The sequence below is a fragment of the Aliivibrio thorii genome (assembly GCF_057368585.1).
Window position 1 is genome coordinate 1,114,136 of the sequence record NZ_CM170655.1, and the last position, 19,189, is coordinate 1,133,324.

At 35.9% G+C, this 19,189-nt stretch carries 22 protein-coding genes and 2 pseudogenes; 20 read left to right on the forward strand and 4 right to left on the reverse strand.

Going from position 1 to position 19,189, the window contains the following annotated elements; all coding sequences use genetic code 11:
* Window positions 1–12 precede the first annotated feature (12 nt).
* From AC2IP4_RS19015 to AC2IP4_RS19045, 7 genes are all read left to right on the forward strand, one after another.
* Window positions 13–330, forward strand: coding sequence for a hypothetical protein (locus tag AC2IP4_RS19015; RefSeq protein ID WP_155692088.1), 318 nt, complete (start codon window positions 13–15; stop codon window positions 328–330).
* Between the two features lie 236 nt (window positions 331–566).
* Complete coding sequence (locus AC2IP4_RS19020) at window positions 567–713, forward strand: hypothetical protein (protein ID WP_017019179.1); 147 nt, start codon at window positions 567–569, stop codon at window positions 711–713.
* 268 nt (window positions 714–981) lie between these two features.
* On the forward strand, window positions 982–1,446 hold the full coding sequence (locus AC2IP4_RS19025) for an ASCH domain-containing protein (protein WP_486310867.1): 465 nt from the start codon (window positions 982–984) through the stop codon (window positions 1,444–1,446).
* Window positions 1,447–1,639: 193 nt separating this feature from the next.
* On the forward strand, window positions 1,640–2,050 hold the full coding sequence (locus tag AC2IP4_RS19030) for a VOC family protein (RefSeq protein ID WP_069582252.1): 411 nt from the start codon (window positions 1,640–1,642) through the stop codon (window positions 2,048–2,050).
* Window positions 2,051–2,272: 222 nt separating this feature from the next.
* Window positions 2,273–3,418: an IS91 family transposase gene (locus tag AC2IP4_RS19035; protein ID WP_486310868.1), complete on the forward strand. Its 1,146-nt coding sequence runs from the start codon at window positions 2,273–2,275 to the stop codon at window positions 3,416–3,418.
* A gap of 1,030 nt (window positions 3,419–4,448) precedes the next feature.
* Window positions 4,449–4,829 carry a hypothetical protein gene (locus AC2IP4_RS19040; protein WP_486310869.1) on the forward strand — a complete coding sequence of 127 codons (381 nt, stop codon included), beginning with the start codon at window positions 4,449–4,451 and terminating at the stop codon, window positions 4,827–4,829.
* Between the two features lie 318 nt (window positions 4,830–5,147).
* A complete protein-coding gene (locus tag AC2IP4_RS19045) occupies window positions 5,148–6,071 on the forward strand; it encodes an arginase family protein (RefSeq protein WP_486310870.1) in 924 nt (307 codons plus the stop codon).
* A 132-nt stretch (window positions 6,072–6,203) separates the two neighbouring features.
* Here AC2IP4_RS19045 and AC2IP4_RS19050 read toward each other — a convergent pair whose 3' ends face one another.
* Both AC2IP4_RS19050 and AC2IP4_RS19055 read right to left on the reverse strand, forming a co-directional pair.
* Window positions 6,204–6,494, reverse strand: a complete 291-nt coding sequence (locus AC2IP4_RS19050) for a type II toxin-antitoxin system RelE/ParE family toxin (RefSeq protein WP_045103942.1) — start codon at window positions 6,492–6,494, stop codon at window positions 6,204–6,206.
* Complete coding sequence (locus AC2IP4_RS19055; RefSeq protein ID WP_105055931.1) at window positions 6,487–6,708, reverse strand: TA system antitoxin ParD family protein; 222 nt, start codon at window positions 6,706–6,708, stop codon at window positions 6,487–6,489. The genes AC2IP4_RS19050 and AC2IP4_RS19055 overlap by 8 nt, the downstream gene beginning before the upstream one ends.
* Before the next feature lie 208 nt (window positions 6,709–6,916).
* Between AC2IP4_RS19055 and AC2IP4_RS19060 the strand changes: the two genes are divergently transcribed.
* From AC2IP4_RS19060 to AC2IP4_RS19080, 5 genes are all read left to right on the forward strand, one after another.
* The gene (locus AC2IP4_RS19060; RefSeq protein WP_486310871.1) at window positions 6,917–7,474 is read left to right on the forward strand and encodes a hypothetical protein; all 558 of its coding nucleotides are present in this window, start codon (window positions 6,917–6,919) and stop codon (window positions 7,472–7,474) included.
* Window positions 7,475–7,621: 147 nt separating this feature from the next.
* Window positions 7,622–8,152: a hypothetical protein gene (locus AC2IP4_RS19065; protein ID WP_486310872.1), complete on the forward strand. Its 531-nt coding sequence runs from the start codon at window positions 7,622–7,624 to the stop codon at window positions 8,150–8,152.
* Between the two features lie 939 nt (window positions 8,153–9,091).
* Window positions 9,092–9,574 (forward strand): GNAT family N-acetyltransferase, encoded by a 483-nt coding sequence (locus tag AC2IP4_RS19070; RefSeq protein ID WP_486311208.1) that lies wholly within the window; start codon window positions 9,092–9,094, stop codon window positions 9,572–9,574.
* Between the two features lie 125 nt (window positions 9,575–9,699).
* Complete coding sequence (locus tag AC2IP4_RS19075) at window positions 9,700–9,912, forward strand: hypothetical protein (protein WP_486310873.1); 213 nt, start codon at window positions 9,700–9,702, stop codon at window positions 9,910–9,912.
* A 41-nt stretch (window positions 9,913–9,953) separates the two neighbouring features.
* Window positions 9,954–10,316 (forward strand): hypothetical protein, encoded by a 363-nt coding sequence (locus AC2IP4_RS19080; protein WP_486310874.1) that lies wholly within the window; start codon window positions 9,954–9,956, stop codon window positions 10,314–10,316.
* Window positions 10,317–10,320: 4 nt separating this feature from the next.
* Here the strand turns inward: AC2IP4_RS19080 and AC2IP4_RS19085 are convergent, their stop codons facing one another.
* Entirely contained in the window at window positions 10,321–11,442 is a 1,122-nt protein-coding gene (locus tag AC2IP4_RS19085) for an ISAs1 family transposase (RefSeq protein WP_486310649.1), read from the reverse strand.
* A gap of 65 nt (window positions 11,443–11,507) precedes the next feature.
* Between AC2IP4_RS19085 and AC2IP4_RS19090 the strand changes: the two genes are divergently transcribed.
* The 8 genes and pseudogenes from AC2IP4_RS19090 (at window position 11,508) to AC2IP4_RS19125 (ending at window position 17,969) form a co-directional block, all read left to right on the forward strand.
* Window positions 11,508–11,687, forward strand: coding sequence for a hypothetical protein (locus tag AC2IP4_RS19090; RefSeq protein WP_486310875.1), 180 nt, complete (start codon window positions 11,508–11,510; stop codon window positions 11,685–11,687).
* Between the two features lie 179 nt (window positions 11,688–11,866).
* A pseudogene (locus AC2IP4_RS19095) lies at window positions 11,867–12,061 on the forward strand (GNAT family N-acetyltransferase); the annotation flags it as partial.
* A 118-nt stretch (window positions 12,062–12,179) separates the two neighbouring features.
* Window positions 12,180–13,304, forward strand: a complete 1,125-nt coding sequence (locus AC2IP4_RS19100) for an ISAs1 family transposase (RefSeq protein WP_486310362.1) — start codon at window positions 12,180–12,182, stop codon at window positions 13,302–13,304.
* Between the two features lie 38 nt (window positions 13,305–13,342).
* Window positions 13,343–13,609: pseudogene (locus AC2IP4_RS19105) on the forward strand (GNAT family N-acetyltransferase); the annotation flags it as partial.
* A 142-nt stretch (window positions 13,610–13,751) separates the two neighbouring features.
* Entirely contained in the window at window positions 13,752–15,194 is a 1,443-nt protein-coding gene (locus AC2IP4_RS19110) for a DUF2971 domain-containing protein (protein ID WP_486310876.1), read from the forward strand.
* Between the two features lie 383 nt (window positions 15,195–15,577).
* A complete protein-coding gene (locus tag AC2IP4_RS19115; protein WP_155654025.1) occupies window positions 15,578–16,174 on the forward strand; it encodes a DUF2971 domain-containing protein in 597 nt (198 codons plus the stop codon).
* Window positions 16,175–16,325: 151 nt separating this feature from the next.
* Entirely contained in the window at window positions 16,326–17,282 is a 957-nt protein-coding gene (locus AC2IP4_RS19120) for a DUF4917 family protein (RefSeq protein ID WP_486310877.1), read from the forward strand.
* Window positions 17,283–17,444: 162 nt separating this feature from the next.
* Window positions 17,445–17,969, forward strand: a complete 525-nt coding sequence (locus AC2IP4_RS19125) for a hypothetical protein (RefSeq protein WP_486310878.1) — start codon at window positions 17,445–17,447, stop codon at window positions 17,967–17,969.
* A gap of 5 nt (window positions 17,970–17,974) precedes the next feature.
* Here AC2IP4_RS19125 and AC2IP4_RS19130 read toward each other — a convergent pair whose 3' ends face one another.
* Window positions 17,975–19,075: an ISAs1 family transposase gene (locus AC2IP4_RS19130; RefSeq protein ID WP_486310151.1), complete on the reverse strand. Its 1,101-nt coding sequence runs from the start codon at window positions 19,073–19,075 to the stop codon at window positions 17,975–17,977.
* Window positions 19,076–19,189: the final 114 nt, after the last annotated feature.

Consider the following 19,189-nt stretch of genomic DNA (forward strand, 5'->3'; position numbering starts at 1 on the left):
GTCTACTCTACAATGTCAAAATCGAATCAAGATTTACTTAATTTAAAAAAACTAACAATACCTACACTTGGTGGTCGTTCAGCGATTGATTTGAACTTTAATGATGAATATATAACGGTCATTAATTCAAATGGTAATAAAACGGTGTTTAGTTGGCATGATTTATCTGCAGTTGAGAGTTTCTGTAAGAAGAAAGGTTATAACAAGGCTGGTACTAATTATAATCCGATGAATGGTGGGATTTTCCCTAAAGACTATCCAAAACATCGAAATACTTTAAGTTTAGTATCTTTAGCGCATTATAAAGTTGGTTCACATCCATTCTGTTAATCGCACATAACAAAGCAATCAACACGATGCTATTTACATTCGGCATTCGCGGTTTGGAGTGTAATTGGTTTGGTAATGATAGCGTTCGCACGTGTTATTGCGGCGTTATAACCTAGGTGAGATAGTTCTCAAATACACTTAAATATTAATAGTTTAAGTGATAGTTAAGGTAGAATTGATTTCATACTATAGATTGTAGCTATTTAGTAATCATTGAATAAAAAAGGACTTTGAAAATGACAACTCTTCAAAAAATTGCAATTGGGCTTGGTTCTGGTTTACTTGTTGGATCTGTTTCAACGGTGCTACCTAGCTTACAATTTTGGTGTTTTGTCATTGGATTAACTCTAATTAATTACGTTATTGTTACGAAGAAAAAATAAAGCAAATAAGTGATAGTTATTGGTGCCAAAGAGCATGAATTGCTGGAAATAAGATGATCAAGGTAGTGATTATAATGTTGAAGGTAAACAGTTACGGTTTCAGTAACATTATCAGATGGTTATAACAAATGCATCAACACGATTTGCTACATTCGGCATTCTAGGTTTCTTTGGGTTTACCGTATTAAGTGGTAAATTTAGGCTTAATCTGCATAGTACCAAACGTGTTATGCAGGCGTTATATTGCGAAAATAGTTAAGAGGATTTCATGGAAGAACAGTCTCAAACCTACTTAAATCAATATCTAAGCTCACTTTCTGAAATTGAGCGTGAAAAGTATCAATCATTCAGTTCAGACTATTTCTGTGCTGATGAGCATAATGCCAATTTATGTGCGGAATTAATCCGAATTGGTCAAAAGACAGCAACTTGTAGCTTAAATATTTGGTATGAATCAGGTGAAGAACCAATGCCAACTGTTGGTCATTTACAAGTGGTCGTTGATTGGAATGGGAAACCAATTTGTATCATTGAAATTGATTCAGTTGAAACGTGTAAATATAACGAAGTTACGGCTGATTTTGCTCATGCAGAAGGCGAGGGCGACCGTTCATTAAAATGGTGGCGTGAAGCTCATTGGCGTTTCTTTGTTACTGAATGTTCAGAATTAAATATTCAGCCTAATGAGGACATGGTTCTTGTATTGGAACGATTTCATGTCGTTTATCAATAGGCAATATAACAAATGCATCAACACGATTTGCTACACTCGGCGTTGTCAGTTTGCCTTTAGTTTCAGTGATTAAGGTAGTAAAATTCAGTTAAGTCTGTATCGTAGCAAACGTGTTATGCAGGCGTTATATGCAAAAATGAGTTTATGAGCTAAATAGGGTAGAATTCTATTTTTGAACTGTAGTGAGCCACAAATGAATAAGCCCGTCGAGCAAAGAATTGGTAACATCGCCTTAGTTGTTGAAAATTATGATGATGCAATTGAATTTTATACTAAGAAACTTCAATTTGAGCTTATCGAAGATACGGATTTAGGCGGTGGTAAGCGTTGGGTTCAAATATCTCCACCTAATTCCACGGGTACAAATTTACTATTGGCTCAAGCAAGTAATGATGACCAATTAAAATCAGTTGGCAATCAAGCTGGCGGTCGTGTTTTCTTATTTCTTCAAACTAATGATTTCTGGCGTGACTATGAGTTTATGAAAGCTCAAGGTGTCGAATTTACTGAAGAGCCACGTGTTGAAGAATACGGTACAGTTGTTGTATTTAAAGACTTATACGGTACAAAATGGGACTTATTGCAGTTAAATCAAGCTAACTAAGTCTGTAGCATATAACAAATGCATCAACACGATTTGCTACACTCGGCGTTGTCAGTTTGTCTTTAGTTTCAGTGATTAAGGCAGTAAAATTTAGCTAGGTCTGTATCGTAGCAAACGTGTTATGCAGGCGTTAAATCTGCCGAGCAAGCTCGAAGAGTGCGCTGCCTCGTAATTCTCCCTCTTAAACATCTCCTTTCTGGTTAGATTTACTATGTTTACTGTATGAGTAAACATACAGTTCAAACCTTTTTGCAAAAAAGGTTTGAATCATATTCGAAGAACCATCGACTCCCTTTATATCAACTTAAGGGGATCAGTCGGCTTTCATCTTGTCGAACTTCGTCGATGGGAGGTCATGCGCTGTATTGTGATAATGGGCACCTCAATGGCTATTGGTACAATAGCAGTGGGCATCGAAGTTGCCCACAGTGTGGTGCTCTCAAAAGAGAGCAATGGCTTAAAAAAGTAGATTCGTTTATTTTAGATACTTCTCATCATCATTGGGTATTTACTCTTCCGCATGAGTTGCATGAAATATGGAAATATAACAGAGCGTTATGCCAGCAAACACTGTTCGATTCTGTTCGTAAAACTATTCAGATATTAAGCGCGGATGAGCGATTTCTAGGTGCTAAGGTTGGGTGTGTTTTAGCCCTACATACCTGGGCTCGAAATTTAACGTTTCACCCTCATATTCATTGTTTAGTTACCCATGGAGGATTAGGTAATGATGGTTGGGTTGAGCCAAAGAAAAGTATTCTGTTTCCTGCAAGAGTGATGATGAAGCTGTTTCGCGGTAAGTTCATTGCAGCGCTACGCGCAGCAATGAATAAAGGAGAGTTAAATTACCCTGAATCACTTTCTAAGCAAAATGTACTTAACCTTTTTAATAAATGGGGCGTTTTTGATTGGGTAGTTCATTGTACCAAACCGTACTCCCATGGTGCTGGAGTCGTTAAATATTTAGCGAGGTATGTTCGTGGCGGAGCCATAAAAAACAGTCAAATTATGCATGTATCAAACAAGGAAGTGCGAGTTAGGTATAAGTCTCATCAAACAAAGAAAACAGAAATGCTTAGGCTAAAGCCTAATCAATTTATTGAGCGTATATTGAGTCATATAGCGATACCGAAAAAACAGCAATATCACTTTGTTGGTTTGTATCATAATCGATGTAGAGAGAGACTGAATACAGCTCGACAGTATCTTGGCCAAGAGCGGATAAAGGACATTAGTCCTTTATTATGGCGAGAATACGCGGAAAGCAAAGGGCAAGTACCATGTTGTGATGAATGTGGAGGCAAGGTTACGGTATTGGCTCGATTCAGAGTGATAAACGGTGAATTTATTTTTTCATCGAAAATGTGATAAGGATTATTCTATTTCGTGTAGAAAGCTTGCTGCTGCAAGCGATTCCAGTTATCGTGTGCTAGTTGGTTTATATGTTTGAAATGGGATGTTTTTTTAGATTGTGAAAAGTGTGATTTTTCTTGTTTTAGTATATAGAAATTACAAAGACATCGGCGCAGGCTTGCTCGGAAAATTTAACAGCTGCTGCAACCACATCACAATCGGCATATCTAACAATCGAATCAATGCGATGCTGTAACCTTCGGCATTCGCGGTTTAAAGTATATTTAGCGCTATTAATCCGTCGTTTGCACGCATTATTCTAGGCGTTGTGCGTACTGAGTCCGAAATTTTTTGCACGGTTCATCAATAGAATCGCGGCTTTCGTAGTTTCGGCTTAGTAAGCGTAAATTTCTTCTTTGTTACCTTTTGGTTTTCATTTCATTAGGTTCGGCAAATTAACCCTTATTTCCCCAAGTTCAGGCGTTTCAGAAGCTAATTTACGCTTCAATTGTTCTTTGGTTATGCCTCATTTTAGTCAGCATCAGTGTTTTCCTCGCAGCATTTCCAATCCCAATTGTGGCGAGTATATTTAGTTTATCAGTTCCAAACTAGCTGAAACTAAGCCGTTCAAATGTCGTAAAAAATGTATTTGTTTTCCATTTACTTTATCTCGCAATTTAAGAACATTTTGTTCGCTTAATTACTATTGGTAAATTAGAATCAGGGCTTAGAAAATCTTGGCAGGGCAGTTCTTTACCAAGTTAGCCAAGCCGAAAGTAAGCACGCACAACAATCGCATCAACACGATTTATTACATTCGGCGTTCTGGGTTTGCCTTGGGTTTTGTGATTAAGGCGGTTAATTCCGATTGGTTTGCATGGTAATAAACGTGTTATGCCAGCGTTATATGCTTCTTTGGTTTTAATAATGTAACTGATTGATTTATTAGTTTATATCTTTAGCTATAGCTCGATAAAATAAGTATTTTTAATCGATGGAATGTAGGTTGTTGGTATAGTTTTCTTTTTAATTAATGGAGAATATCATGGCTAGCTGTTCAATGGATTTAAACTCATTTAAATATGATATTGATGAGAACCTTAAGCTTTTAAACCTTCCAACTACTGAAAATGTAGTGGGAGCAGGTGCTCTTTCTTGGCTTATGATTGATCGAATTGATAAAGTAATAACGTTAGCAAGTAACCCTAGAGTTCCATTGTCAGCCGTTGCCCGTGCAGGAACTGTTGGTGCTGGAGTTTATGCTGCATTTTGGGCTGGCGCTGTAATTGGTAGTTCGGCAAGGTCATTTTATAAAAATACGAGCTGCTCTTTATCGCAAGTGTTAGATTTTGGTCGTGATAATGGAATTACAGGTTCATGGTTAGAAACTGTGCTATCTCAAAATCCGGAGTTGCTTAATGCCTGATCGCTTATTGTTAATTATTACATCAATAATAATCGTAATTTTAATTCTGGTTATCTCCTACTTCTTAGGTGGTGATGCAATATTTCTAATTGTTCTTTCAATATCAATTTGGGAGTTATCAAAAAGAATATGGTTTAAGCTCTCCAAGAAATGATTTACGCATATAACAAATGCATCAACACGATTTGCTACATTCGGCATTCTAGGTTTCTTTGAATTTACCGTATTAAGTGGTAAATTTAGGCTTAATCTGCATGGTAGCAAACGTGTTATGCAGGCGTTATACGAAATGGACTTAATTAAGTGTATGGAATACTTATGAAAAAAGGCTTTGATATTATTGGCGCACCTTTTAATCAACTTGGGTGTGTGACAACTGAAAAAAACACGGTTGATGGTCTTCGTGAAATGGATGAACGTTCATGGGTAGGACTTAGCGATTGGATTCAGGTTAGAACTCAACGCTGGGCTTCAGATATCGTTGATTTAGGTGATGTTGCTGTAACGGCTGAAGTTAAAAACTTCATCGATAACGGCGATAAAGATAAAGCACTTTATCACTATGCAAATGATTTGAAATCTACACTTTTAAATAGTTATCAGAATAATCGTATTCCTATCACAATTGGTGGCGACCACTCTATTGCGGTTGGCACGTTACAAGCAACGATGGAATTTTACCAAAAAGAACAGGGCAAGAAAGTCGCTGTTGTTTGGGTTGACGCTCATGCCGACATAAATAACAGCTTAGATAGTAATTTGCACGGTAAGCCTCTTGCTCTGTTAATGAATCAATATCCTCATAATGAATGGAACATTCCAACCGACCTCGAAGTTAAGCCCGAAGATGTTTACTATATTGGTGTGCGAGATTTAATGCGTAATGAGTTTGACTTAATTAATGAGTTGAACATTACTAATTATGATATGCCATTTATTGAAAAACACGGTTTCAATACGGTTGTTGAAATCCTAATGGTAAAATTAGAACAAGACTACGACCATGTTTATTTGTCATTTGATTATGACGCTTTAGATGGCAGCATATTTCGAGCCTGTGCAACTCCAAATGTAGGTGGTTTAACGGCTAGGGAAGTGTTGCATCTAGTTCATACAATATCTTCTAGTTCTAAATTTGTAGGCGCTGATTTTGTTGAATATATGCCTGAGCTTGATGAAAACGGTGTATCTAAAGAATTAATGGTCAAACTCATTGATGCAGTATGGGGATTCCGTGCGTAATTTCGTATAACAAATGCATCAACACGATTTGCTACATTCGGCGTTGTCGGTTTGCCTTTAGTTTCAGTGGTTAAGGCAGTAAAATTCAGTTTAGTCTGTATCGTAGCAAACGTGTTATGCAGGCGTTATGGCTCAGAAGATATTTTTAACATCACGGTAAAAATTTTCATGAGATCCTAATGCCATTAGCTCAAGGGTGACCGTGCCATCTTCGTAACTGTAACCAAGCAGTGTTAATTGCTTAACCATTTTGAATTTATGGACACGTAAAAATGACAAGTCACCTTTTTTTTGCTCTCCTAATAATGGCTCTTTCATTAATTCTTTAATTGCATTATCAAGATCCGTCTTTTGATTTTTATGTAACTTTTTTACTGCTTTCTTAAATGTAGGTGTCTGTAAAATTTGAGTTATATTAGCCAAAACTATAGCTCTCCAATTTTCCTGTTTCTTTTTCAGCTTTGGCAATAATTGCTTGTTTTACAAACTCATATGATAGTTCTGGGTTATCTTCCATCATTTCACCAATTTTAGCCCAGTGTTCAATTTGTTTTGGTGCGGTGCGACTGAATGCTTTAGCCATAATAGTAGCTTTTTGCACAAGGTCTTGGTCTAATCTGATGCTTGCTGTAGCCATTGTAAGTATCCTATTTAAAGTTGATTTTCATTATTGTAGTATATTGCTACGGTTGTCGCAAGTTGCGCCATAACAATCGCATCAACACGATTTACTACATTCGGCATTGTAGGTTTGTCTTTAGTTTCGGTGTTTATGGCGGTAAAATTCAGCTTGATCTGTATAGTAGTAAACGTGTTATGCAGGCGTTATGTCACTAAGGATCAAAATGTTTGAGTTAAATGTTAAGAGTATAATCTCGGGTAACGAGCAATTAGCAGTATTTTGGAGTAATAGCCATGGATGGGCACCTAAAGAAGCCGCTGATTTAATGTCAAAATCACGTTTAGATTGGCAGGTATCGCTTTCTAAAACTTTATTAAAGTGGGAGTTTGAACCAGACTGTTATGATGGTCAATTAATTCTTGCATGGGCCAATCTAGGTGCTTTAATTGAGGGAACACTTAAATTATTTTTGAGTGTCTTTTATAAAGATTATTTAAATGATATTGATAAAACCTCGAACAAAGGAAAGCAAGTCGACCCAGATTCGATGACTTTGGAGAAGTTGAAACAGTTCATAAGAAAAAAAGAGTTGTTTAATAAAGAATGGTACCAATATATTGAACTTGTTCAACAGAGGCGTAATGCTATTCACGCGTATAAAGATCGTCCAATTGGAAGTAAAGACGAGTTTTATGATTCAGTTGAAAAGTATTTATTGCTTATGCGCTTTGTTAATTCATATTTACCATACCCAGATGGAGAATATGTACCCAACTTTTAGTCGTGACATAACAAATGCATCAACACGATTTGCCACACTCGGCGTTGTCAGTTTGCCTTTAATTTCAGTGATTAAGGCATTAAAATTCAGCTAGGTCTATATCGTAGCAAACGTGTTATGCAGGCGTTATGTTTCTAAAGGGAAAATATGGATATTAATCGTATCGCTCAGATAATCTGCTCTGTGGCTGAGAGTGAAAATAAAGAACTATCTGATATTTCACAGGAAGGTATATTTCATATGCCTGAGTTAGCTTTTGCATATGAATGCGGTAAGGCAATTATCAAAGAATCAAAGAGTATCTTTGGTGAAACGACAGTTGAATGGTGTAGGGAATGCGATCTTAAAAATGGCGGACCAACTGATTTAGTTTTTAAATTGGATTCTGGTTATACCATAGCAATTGAATTTAAGTTGCGAGATACAACGATAGCATATCAAAACGATATTGAAAAACTTGGTCGGCTCAAAGAAGAAAAGTGTATAAGATTATTCTGTGCTCTAGTCGACGTATTTAACCATCAATTACCTGATGATGGTCGTCAAGCATATATTGAATGTTTACCTAATTATCAAGTAAAGCCACTTCATAAAGTAACGTTCGATACTAAACAAAGTAGGTATGTAAAACCTGTATCTTGTGTAGCGTGCGTTTGGGAAGTTGGTCAGTCGTTGTAGGGCGAAACATAACAAATGCATCAACACGATTTGCTACACTCGGCGTTGTCAGTTTGCCTTTAGTTTCAGTGATTAAGGCAGTAAAATTCAATTAGGTCTGTATCGTAGCAAACGTGTTATGCAGGCGTTACACGAACTCTAAGATCGCAGTTTTTTGGCTCAGTTCAGCGATTGAGCCACTAGTTTTTTAGTCGTGAAAGTACGGTGGGTTTCCTTTTTCTTTGTTGCCTTTTAATATTCGTTTTATCAGGTTCGGCAATTGACCATTATTGCCAAAAGTTCATGGATTTCAGAAACCAATTCAGGCTTCAATTGTTCATGGCCTTGCCTCATTTTAGTCTGCATCAGTGTTTTCTTCTCAGCATTATCAATCCCAATTGTTGTTGGGATATTTGGTTTCTCCGTTCCAAACTGGCTGAAACCAAATCGTACAAATGGTGTAAGAAAAAGGGATTGTTTCGTTTCACAGTTATTGTCGTTGAAATGATATTTTGCTCGCTAAATTGAGCCAGTCTAATTAAACTCAGTTTACAGTAAATCTTGGTAAATCAATTCTTTACCAATTAAAGTGAAGCGTTGACAAAGATCGTGTAACAAATGCATCAACACGATTTGCTACACTCGGCGTTGTCAGTTTGCCTTTAGTTTCAGTGATTAAGGCGTTAAAATTCAGCTTGGTTTGCATAGTAGCAAACGTGTTATGCAGGCGTTATACGAATAAGGTGGATACAAGGATGATCGAGACAGAACGGCTAATACTAACAGGGTAAGAGCGTGAGTTGAAATTTTGTTGAGAATGTAATTCTTTGTCAATTTGTAACGTTATTATTAAGTAAAATTTAATAGTATCTCAACTCTATTGAACTCGGTTACTTATGCAAAACGTCAGGTTAATATTTTAATGAACAAAAGTTAGCCATTCACGCTCTCGCCCTGCTAATACTAAAACCAGTAATGATTGAGGATATTGATATCTATAAGCAAATCATGTCTTGCCCATTGATGAGCCAATATCTTCCAAAATCTGCACCTTATAATGATGATGAAATCTTTCAGCATGTAGCTAAAAGAATTGAACACTGGAAGCTGGGTTTTGGTTCTTTTATTGTTTATTCAAAAGTTAATCCAGAGGTTAAGCTTGGTTATGTTGGTGTAGAAACCTCGCCAAATGTTGAATGTAGTGATATTCGATATGGCTTTATGAAAAACGCTCAAGGAAAGGGTTATGCATATGAAGCTGCTAACGCTGTTTTGAGGTTTACATTTGGGTTGGGTAATCATCAGAAGATATATGGTGTGGCAGTAAAAGATAATATCCCATCAATTAAAATCCTTGAAAAATTAGGAATGGAAATTGATGATTCAGTAGTAATTTATAATGATGAGAAGTTAGTCACTTTATCTGTTGAGAAATTCGTATAACAAAGCAATCAACACGATGCTAATTACACTCGGCATTCGCGGTTTAGAGTATAATTTGTTTGGTAAGTAAGTCGTTCGCACGTGTTATTGCGGCGTTAGGTTTAAAATCTAAAAATGAGAGTTAAATGAATACTGAAACTGGTTCGATACTTAAAGATTTACGTAAAAGTAAGCAACGTGAGAATAATAATATTAAACGAGCGTGCTTATATGCTAGAAATAATAATCTGTCTCTTAAGGAGGTAGGTGTTTATGAGTTTCCAAATGGACACTTAATCTTTGACCGCTATCCTTCAAATAGTGCGAAAGCCTTACTTGAAGACATATTAAATAATTAAAGTTATTTACTCTTAATCGTTTGGATACTTATAGGTGGTTAGTGTTGGATCTAGAAAATTTTTTATCTGAAAATAGTGGTGTGATAGTTGGCGCGATAACGACTTCATTGGGCTTACTTATTGGAGTGCTGACTAAGCAATTGGATTTTAGATACTCAATAAAAATGCAAGGACAAAAATACAAGGATGAATTCAAGTCACAGTATGTAGTCGAACCAATTCTTTGCTATTTGAAATTAGATCTAAAAATGGCACAAGCTGTTTATGCAGGAGCCTTAAATCAGCAAAAAGTAGAATTAGACTGTTCATCACAAGGTGACGTTGTTTATATTGAGACTTTAGCATATTCATTAAACGATAAAATCGGGAATAGTGTGGCCGCGTATAACAGGGCGACCGCATGAGTGTTTAGTTTTTAGCCATACTATTAAAACCAGCGTTTAATACTGCCTCTAACATAGAGGTATTCATCATGCAGCGTTTCTGCTTTCCGACAATACTGAGTTTAGTCGGCTCTTCTCGAAGCATATTCAGACTCATATGGCGCAAGCAGGCTACGTTTTCTGAACCATGCCCCTTGTATATCTGACACGCATCTTCATTCATACTAACATCAAGTACCCAATGCATAGATTCAATACCCCAATGCTCTCTAACCGCATTAGCAGCCTGCTCTGCACTCAGCTCCTTTGAGCTAATGTAGTAACGGTACTCTAAATCTAGCTTCTTTCCTTTCTCAAAACGAAAGTTTTCAATCATTACTATGCTTTTTAGGCTAACCCAACGACTGAAGTCACCCTCAAGCTTGTTACTCCCTAATACATAACATTGACGTGATTCGATGCGTCCATGACTTTCTTCAAAAACAACAGTATCTGCCATGTTTGCTCGCTCTTTTGAAAATGCTTTTTCTATTGCTTTACGAAGCTTTCCTTGGTTACTTTTTACTGCAAGTAAGTAGTCTCCGCCTTTGTCAGTAATGACTTTTGCTATCTTGGTTTGACATGCCATTGCATCGATAGTTATCAATGCTCCCTTTATGTCGAGCATCTGTATTAGTTCTGGTATTGCCGTAATTTCATTACTTTTTTGTTCGGTCTTTAACTGCCCCAGCACGAGTTTATTTGATGAAGCGTAGGCACTGATCATATGGATGGTACTGGCTCTATCTTCACGATTGTAGGAGCCTCGAAGTGTTTTTCCATCAATAGCAATCACTTGACCTTTCGTTAGTGTATGAATTGAAGACATCCAATTAATAAAGCATTCTTGAAACTGCTTAGGCTCGATAGTAGATATGATGCGTGCAATAGTATCATCAGCAGGAATTTCATTTAAAAACAATCCATTGAGTTTAAACCAGTCATGATGCCCAAGAATATATTCACGAATATCGAACCACCCTTTAGCTCCTGCGATTACAGAGCATAAAGAGCCAAATAGAACCTCAAACAGACAATAAGTGGTCTTCGCACTTTGGCGTTGGTCAGTAACAGTGTGAAAATGCTCTTTAAAATGGTCAATATGCATGATGCTCTCCCTAAAAAGGGAGTATATGATCACAACTAAATGTGATCGTCAAATCGATCTTTAAATTGACTAAAAAACGTTCACGATCTCACCCTGCCGCGTATAATCGTGAAAAAATTATATTAAATACATTATCAATACCACTGCATGGTGAAACAGCAAAGGTAAACGAAGCTTATGAGTCATTAATACGCTTAAAAGGTCAAGCAAGTAAAATTATTGGTGAATTAGGTCGGTATAACTGATGCTGACAAAATAAACCTAACAATCGCATCAACACGATTTACTACACTCGGCATCTCAGGTTGTCGGGTGTTTCTCGTTTTAAGGCGTCAATTTTGAGTATAATTGCATAGTAGTAAACGTGTTATGCAGGCGTTATAAGCACCGATTTATTAAGGTTATTTGAGCCAGAGGTAAAGGTTTGAAATTTTCTACGCGTTTAGCGAAAGATAGTGATTTTGAGTTCTTATTTGAACTTAAAAAGGCGGCTGAATTTGAGCCAATTAAAGCTGTGTTTGGTTGGGACGATAAAATCCAACGTGAAATGCATCAAGATGAATGGGATGAGGAAAAACCAACCATCATTGAAATGTCAGGTGAAGCCGTAGGCAGGGTCCGCGCATGTTATTTACGCAGTGATTTCTAATATTTCGGGATATAATTTTTTAAAATAGCTTGAATTCGAAGTTTAGAAATGATCTTATACTGTTAACAAAACAGAAGAAGACAAAATAATGAATTACGACGATTTTAAAGACCATTTTAACATATTAAGCGATACACGTCAGTCGAGAAAATCGACGTATAATTTCTTTGAAGTCATGTTCCAAGTGGTTACCGCAATGTTGTGTGGAATGAAGACCTGGGACGAGATAGATACCTTTGGTGAAGAGAATTTAACGTGGTTTAGAAAATTTAGCGATTACTCTCATGGAGTACCGAGTCACGATACCATTGCTCGAATAGTTAGTTTGGTTGACCCCGATGAATTTTCAATTTGTTTTACACGGTGGTGCAATGATATTCAGCATGAAAAATCATTAGATACGACTCATGTAGCGATTGATGGGAAATCATTAAGAGGAACATATGACTATAGTAAAAACAAATGCTTAACTCATATGGTAAATGCTTATTCTGTTGATACAGGCTTGGTTTTAGGCCAATTAAAAACAGATTCCAAAAGCAATGAAATAACGACAATTCCTGAAATACTAAAGCTAATTAAAGTTAAAAACAGAATTATTAGTCTTGATGCAATGGGCTGTCAGAGAACAATTGCAGCAGATATTGTTAATAGAGAAGGTGATTACTTATTAGCAGTGAAAGGTAACCAAGAACGCTTACGTAATATGTTTTTAAATAAATTTTCTTTTGCTCAACTTGCTCATTTAGAGTGTGATAAATTTGAAACGGAAGAAGTCGGTAAGCGCGGAAGAAAAATGGTTAGGTCTTATTATGTTGTGCCATTTACAGAAGCATTTGGAGACTTCTCTGTTGATTGGGACGGTCTAGAAAGTTTATGTATAGCAGTGACTTATAATAAACATAACAAAAGTAACTCAGGGTCTTTAGGTATTAGATATTTCATATCATCTAAGAAATTATCAGCAGAAGAGTTTGGTAAATTATGCCGAGGCCATTGGGGTGTAGAAAGTATGCATTGGTGGTTGGATAGCGTAATGAAAGAAGACGACAGTAAGATAATGTATCAGCATGCTGCAGAGAATTTATCTAGGATCCGCCAGATGTGTATGAACTTCATAAAATTGGTGGATTTAAAAGGAACGTTAAAGAAACGGCAGTTGAAATGTGCACTTAATACAGACTTTAGAGAGATGGTATTATTTGGCACTTAGCTGTAATTTAACATTTTAGCAACTCATGCGTGGACCCTGAAGCCGTAGGTAGCTATTTACTTCAAAACAAAGGCGACCATTTCTATTTTTGCCGTTTCTTTTTATTACCAAGCTTTCACGGGAAAGGAATAGGAAGTCAGGTTTTAAGCCAATGTTTAGAGTTTGCTGATAGCGAGAATAAACCAGTGAAATTGTGTTATTTGCAAGGCAATCGAGTAGGCGGTTTATATCGTAAATTTGGTTTCCAAGTAACATCAGAAGATGCTCAATTTGTTCATATGAACCGTGTGAGAATGTGCTTATAACAAATGCATCAACACGATTTGCTACATTCGGCGTTGTCGGTTTGCCTTTAGTTTCAGTGATTAAGGCAGTAAAATTCAGCTAGGTCTGTATCGTAGCAAACGTGTTATGCAGGCGTTACACCTCTAAGCGAAGGAAATAAATATGAGTAATGAGTTTTATAGATTTAGAAAAATTAGTAGTTTGTTAGGGGAGTTTCAAGAGTTAGAAAATCAAAGTATTTATTTTGCAGATCCAGAATCATTAAATGATCCTATGGAAGGGTTTAGGGATATGTATTGGAGTGGTGATTATATTGTGTGGCGTAATCTATTCAAACATTATCTTCTATGCCTAGAAAAGTTAAGTTCTTTACTTTTAATTTCGGGTGAAGAGCATCCAATATCTAAACAAGACATTTTAGTACTCTCAAATGATGCACTATTTCCAACATTAGAATATAAAATATTATTTGAAAAAATGGTAAATGATTTTTTTGATAACAAAAATGTTTTGAAGTTAATTGAAGATATTTCAAATAGAACAACGCCAATTAGAAAAAATGAATTATTCTTTTACCTCAATAATGTGCATCAATTTGCTCTCGATATAATATTTAACGTGTATGAAAGTAACAATTTAATACCAAAAAGAGAAAAGCAAGCAACTTCTTCTGATAAAGCAATTAAAAATTTAATTGATACTGATTTTATTGGTCAATTAGAAAAAAGTTTAAAAGAATCAATTGATGGAGACAAGGTAGTTAATGCTTTATTTTCTGCACAAAGAAGTACCTTTTATCAAATGGATTTAATCCATACATATAATGGTATATTTAATCAAAGCACAAAGAACAAAAACTTAGTCCTAGTTGATTTTCCCGATGCATATATAGAACAACTTGAAACATTAGTTTTCCCTGAGTGGTACACGGCCTGTTTTATGTCCGAATGTAAAAGTTCATCTGTATGGGGACACTATGGTGATAATCACTCAGGTGCGTGCCTCATATTTTCTTCAGAAAATATTGATAATAAAAATTTTTTAAATTTGAAAGGAAGAAATGGTTATTCTTCAGTTGACGGTCCAACATATGGGTTTAGTAAGCGGGAGTTTTACCCTATAAATTATGTAGAAGGTTATGGTGAAATTGATTTCTTTCGCATGCTTGGACGTTTGCCTACATTTACGATTCAATCAATGTGGTATTCATTAGATGGTGAAATAAGTAAATGTGCGGATAATATGATGGATTCCGAAGATAAATGGAGAGATAACTATTGGAACAATTTCTATCGAGATATTGCTATCAAGTCTCAAGATTGGTCTTATGAACATGAATATCGACTAATTTTAGAAAATTCATTTGACAGTTTTTCTGAGCCTAAAGATCGGTCTTTAAATTATGAATTTAAATCTCTTAAGGGAATTATTTTTGGAATTAAAACTAGTAAAGAAGATAAATTAAAAATCCTTAAGATCATAGAAGAAAAATGTAGAGAGAGTAAACGCGATGATTTTTGCTTTTATCAAGCCTATTATTCTTCTGATGAAAAGTGTATTTGTTATTACCCAATGAATTTAATCAAATTTCAAAACGAGGTGTAACAAATGCATCAACACGATTTACTACACTCGGCATTGTCAGTTTGCCTTTAGTTTCAGTGATTAAGGCGGTAAAATTCAGCTAAGTCTGTATCGTAGCAAACGTGTTATGCAGGCGTTATACGATTTAGAGGATAGTTAAAATTTCAAAATTATATAAATTTAGAGCTGTTGATACATATAGTCTATCAGCATTAGCAAACTCTCAACTTTGGTTCTCGGATATAGGTTCTTTTAACGATCCATTTGAAGGAGTATTTGTTCTTGAACAGTCAATTTCTGATACGAGTTACAAGCTTTGGGAAAATTTAGTTGAATGGAAAGATAACGAAGACATCAATCCAGAAGAAAGGAAGCAAAAACAAAAAGAACTGGGTTTAGAACATTTGGACGTTTCTCATCCTGATTTTTTGTCAAAATTAGCTAAGTCAGAATTTGATATAGTTTTAAAATTAATTCAGCTCTCGAAAGTTATTTCATTATCATTATCTGATAATGATTGTGACCCTATAACTGACAACTTAATGTGGTCTCACTATGCTGATGGGTTAAGAGGCTTTTGCTTAGTTTTTGATAGCCAAAAACTGCAAGCTGATATTCATAAAGCTTCAGACCGAGTTATTAGACCCGTAAAAGTGAGTTACCAAAATACACCTAATATTATCGATATAAATGAATTCATTGAATCTCCAGCGATGCTTGGCGTATCAGAGTTAAATTATATTGATTATGTGGTTGGTACAATTGCTAGTAAATCGGAGTCATGGCGTTATGAAAATGAATTTAGAATTCTTTCGATGTCAGACAGTAATTTACATGGCTATAGCGTAAGTTCGTTATGCGAAATAATTATTGGTGATAAAATGCCAGAAGACCAACAAAAATTGGTTACAGGTATAGGTAAATCTGTCAATCCGGACATGATCATTAAACGAGCTAAGTTAAAGGAAAATAGTTATTTAATTGAGATTGTCGATTATTAAAAATCGTATAACAAATGCATCAACACGATTTGCTACATTCGGCATTCTAGGTTTCTTTGAGTTTACTGTATTAAGTGGTAAATTTGAGCTTAATTTGCATAGTAGCAAACGTGTTATGCAGGCGTTATGCAAATTAAAAAGGTAAGTATTTATGATTAAGGATTGGAAAGATATTGAAACTGGAGAGTGGGCTAATCTCTTACTCGGAAATGGTTTTAGTATTGGTATTAGTCGCAATTTCAGATATGACTCCTTGCTTGAAATTGTGGATAAGAATCAGATTGGAATGTATCCTCATGCGCGAGGTTTATTTGAAAAAGGAAGAGTTGATACTGTTAACTTTGAAGAGGTTTTACGTGTAATTTATCATGCGTATCTAGTTAATTTTTGGAATATCGATGCAATCGAGAGCCTTTACTATAATGTACGTAAATCATTAATTGAAGCGGTTAATAAAGCCCATGTCGATTATGAGGATGTGCCGGTTAGAAAGATAGAGAAGGCTTTAACAGGTTATAAGGCAATATTCACTACGAATTATGATTTAATACCTTATTGGTCAATTATGGCAAATGATTTTATAGGTTATTGCGATTACTTTTGGGGAGCGGTCTCTTCATTTGATGCTAGTGATGCTAAAATTTTTGATAATAAGTCACCGATTTATTATTTGCATGGTGCTCTACACTTGAGAACTAATATGTCAGGAGTTACTCAAAAAGTTAGAGCTACTGGTGAAACTTCAATTAAACAAATTGTTGGTGAAAAGACTTTGGAAACTATTCCTTTATTTATATCAGAAGGTAAGTCTCAAATGAAACTTAGACGCATTCGTGAAAATGATTATCTAAGCTTTTGTTATGGATCACTTATGGATATGAATGACAGCTTAATCGTTTTTGGTCATGGATTAGATAAAGAATACGATGAACATATTTTATCAGCGATTAAGGCAAGTAGCATTACAAGATTAGCGGTTAGTGTATATAGCGGCATGCAAGATGAGGATAAACTTGCATTTGCTAGTAGTATTAAGGCATATTTTGCGGGCTCAAAAATAGAGGTATCTTTCTTTAATTCTGACAGTCATCCTTTATCGCTTAACTAGCTGTGTAGAATTTGCATAACAAATGCATCAACACGATTTGCTACACTCGGCGTTGTCAGTTTGCCTTTAGTTTCAGTGATTAAGGCAGTAAAATTCAGCTAGGTCTGCATAGTAGCAAACGTGTTATGCAGGCGTTAGCTGTATCAAAGGAGTATTTACCTCGTGAAAGAACTATTAAATGAATACCCAGCTGTCGCGACAGTAGTTATGACGACGTTGACATTATTACCACTATTTAAACTGGCTCATTATGTATTAGCATCGAATCGTACCTTTAAAATACAAAGCTTAGAGTTATTATGTAAATCAATTTCTGATAGTTCAAATGGGGCTAGTCGCTTAATCGCAGAACAAATGTTTAGAAGCCATTTTAAATTACTCGTTAATTTTAAGACAATAGAAGCTCTTTTAAATCTTCCAAACCCAACCTTAGCTATTGATTTATATGGTTCATCTAAGAAATACCTTATATTGGATAATAGTATTCTAATATTTAAAAATAAGTATCAAAACCCTAAGCGGAGAAAGGTGGAACGTTTGTTCAGGCCAATAGTTGCTCATATATTATATTGGGTATTTGCTATGACTGGAGCATTTTTCGGGCTGTACGTCATTAAAAATTTCAATATAGATTCAATTTTTGAAACTAAATATTATATGTTTAATCAGGGCGCGAGCATACTTTGATTAATTTATAACCCAAAGAAGATTCGAGCCCGATAATCATCATTCCAACTAGCTTTCTTCAACTTCACTTTTTGGCTTGGTGCCCCACAATCGCATTGCTTCAGCATGTTCATAACAAAGCGTCTAAATAACGCTATATTCTCCACTGCACCATCTAACGTTATTCGCGAGCTATCTTCTTTAAAAACAACATCTAAAACATAATGTTGGCTGTTTTCAATACGCCAATGCTGACGGATATAGTGGCCTAATAATTTGTGATTTGGAGACATAGAGCTTATGTAGTATGAGGTGTCTACGCTGCCTTTACCATTGATCACTCTGTGCCGTTCCACCGCTATGATGCTTCGTACCGTCGGCCATTTATTAGCAAGCTCTTCGGGTAACTTGGCCTTTAACTGGAATACGTATCGTTCTTCGCTGCGACCATGGCGCTTCTCTTTGATTTCGGTAACTATTTTCTCTTTACCTGCATCAAAGACAGCTTGAAATTGGTCAACAACAGCCGCTCTTAATTTGGGCTGATTGTTCTTTACTTGAACAACAACGTGAGCCTTTTTTTCTGCAATTTTCTCCAGTGTATCGCGCTGACAATGCAGAGCGTCAATGGTGATGACACTGTCTTTTACGTTAATAACATCAAGCATTTGGCGTACAACGTTGATCTCGCCATTCTTGCTCTTTGTCGGCTTTTGGCTCAATACAAGACCACGTTCAGTATCGTAGGCTGTGACCAATTGTAACGCGTTTTTTTTGTCATTTCGGTATGAACCACGCAACACTTTTCCATCGAATGCTATAATCGGCTTGTTTTGACTCGTGCGTTGTTCATTAATCCAAAGGGCTAACGCTTCTAGCAAAGATTCAGCAACAATTGAACGTAAAATACGAGCTATTGTATGTCGGCGTGGAATGCCATGTTCGAATGCTCTGTATTGTCTCAACCAATCTAATTTATCTTTTCCAAATAATTCAATATCTTGCCAGCCTTCACACCCCGATGTGATAGCGCTAATTACAAGGAACATAACGTCAATAAGGTCATGCTTCTGATTAATGTCTGATCGGGTATCTTGGACGACTGATAGGTGTTCGATTAAGTTCAAAGTGGCTGCGTGATTATGGATTTGGCACTATTAGATCATATTTTTTAACAAAGTGCGATCCCGCCCTGTATGTTTAATGGCGCATTATGGTTTTTAGCATCTTTAATCTCATTC

Coding starts and splice junctions, on each gene's coding strand:
- AC2IP4_RS19110 (WP_486310876.1), top strand. CDS start 13,752: ATGAGTAATGAGTTTTATAGATTTAGAAAAATTAGTAGTTTGTTAGGG.
- AC2IP4_RS19040 (WP_486310869.1), top strand. CDS start 4,449: ATGGCTAGCTGTTCAATGGATTTAAACTCATTTAAATATGATATTGAT.
- AC2IP4_RS19020 (WP_017019179.1), top strand. CDS start 567: ATGACAACTCTTCAAAAAATTGCAATTGGGCTTGGTTCTGGTTTACTT.
- AC2IP4_RS19035 (WP_486310868.1), top strand. CDS start 2,273: ATGAGTAAACATACAGTTCAAACCTTTTTGCAAAAAAGGTTTGAATCA.
- AC2IP4_RS19085 (WP_486310649.1), bottom strand. CDS start 11,442: ATGCATATTGACCATTTTAAAGAGCATTTTCACACTGTTACTGACCAA.
- AC2IP4_RS19045 (WP_486310870.1), top strand. CDS start 5,148: ATGAAAAAAGGCTTTGATATTATTGGCGCACCTTTTAATCAACTTGGG.
- AC2IP4_RS19015 (WP_155692088.1), top strand. CDS start 13: ATGTCAAAATCGAATCAAGATTTACTTAATTTAAAAAAACTAACAATA.
- AC2IP4_RS19075 (WP_486310873.1), top strand. CDS start 9,700: ATGAATACTGAAACTGGTTCGATACTTAAAGATTTACGTAAAAGTAAG.
- AC2IP4_RS19120 (WP_486310877.1), top strand. CDS start 16,326: ATGATTAAGGATTGGAAAGATATTGAAACTGGAGAGTGGGCTAATCTC.
- AC2IP4_RS19065 (WP_486310872.1), top strand. CDS start 7,622: ATGGATATTAATCGTATCGCTCAGATAATCTGCTCTGTGGCTGAGAGT.
- AC2IP4_RS19055 (WP_105055931.1), bottom strand. CDS start 6,708: ATGGCTACAGCAAGCATCAGATTAGACCAAGACCTTGTGCAAAAAGCT.
- AC2IP4_RS19030 (WP_069582252.1), top strand. CDS start 1,640: ATGAATAAGCCCGTCGAGCAAAGAATTGGTAACATCGCCTTAGTTGTT.
- AC2IP4_RS19060 (WP_486310871.1), top strand. CDS start 6,917: ATGTTTGAGTTAAATGTTAAGAGTATAATCTCGGGTAACGAGCAATTA.
- AC2IP4_RS19025 (WP_486310867.1), top strand. CDS start 982: ATGGAAGAACAGTCTCAAACCTACTTAAATCAATATCTAAGCTCACTT.
- AC2IP4_RS19100 (WP_486310362.1), top strand. CDS start 12,180: ATGAATTACGACGATTTTAAAGACCATTTTAACATATTAAGCGATACA.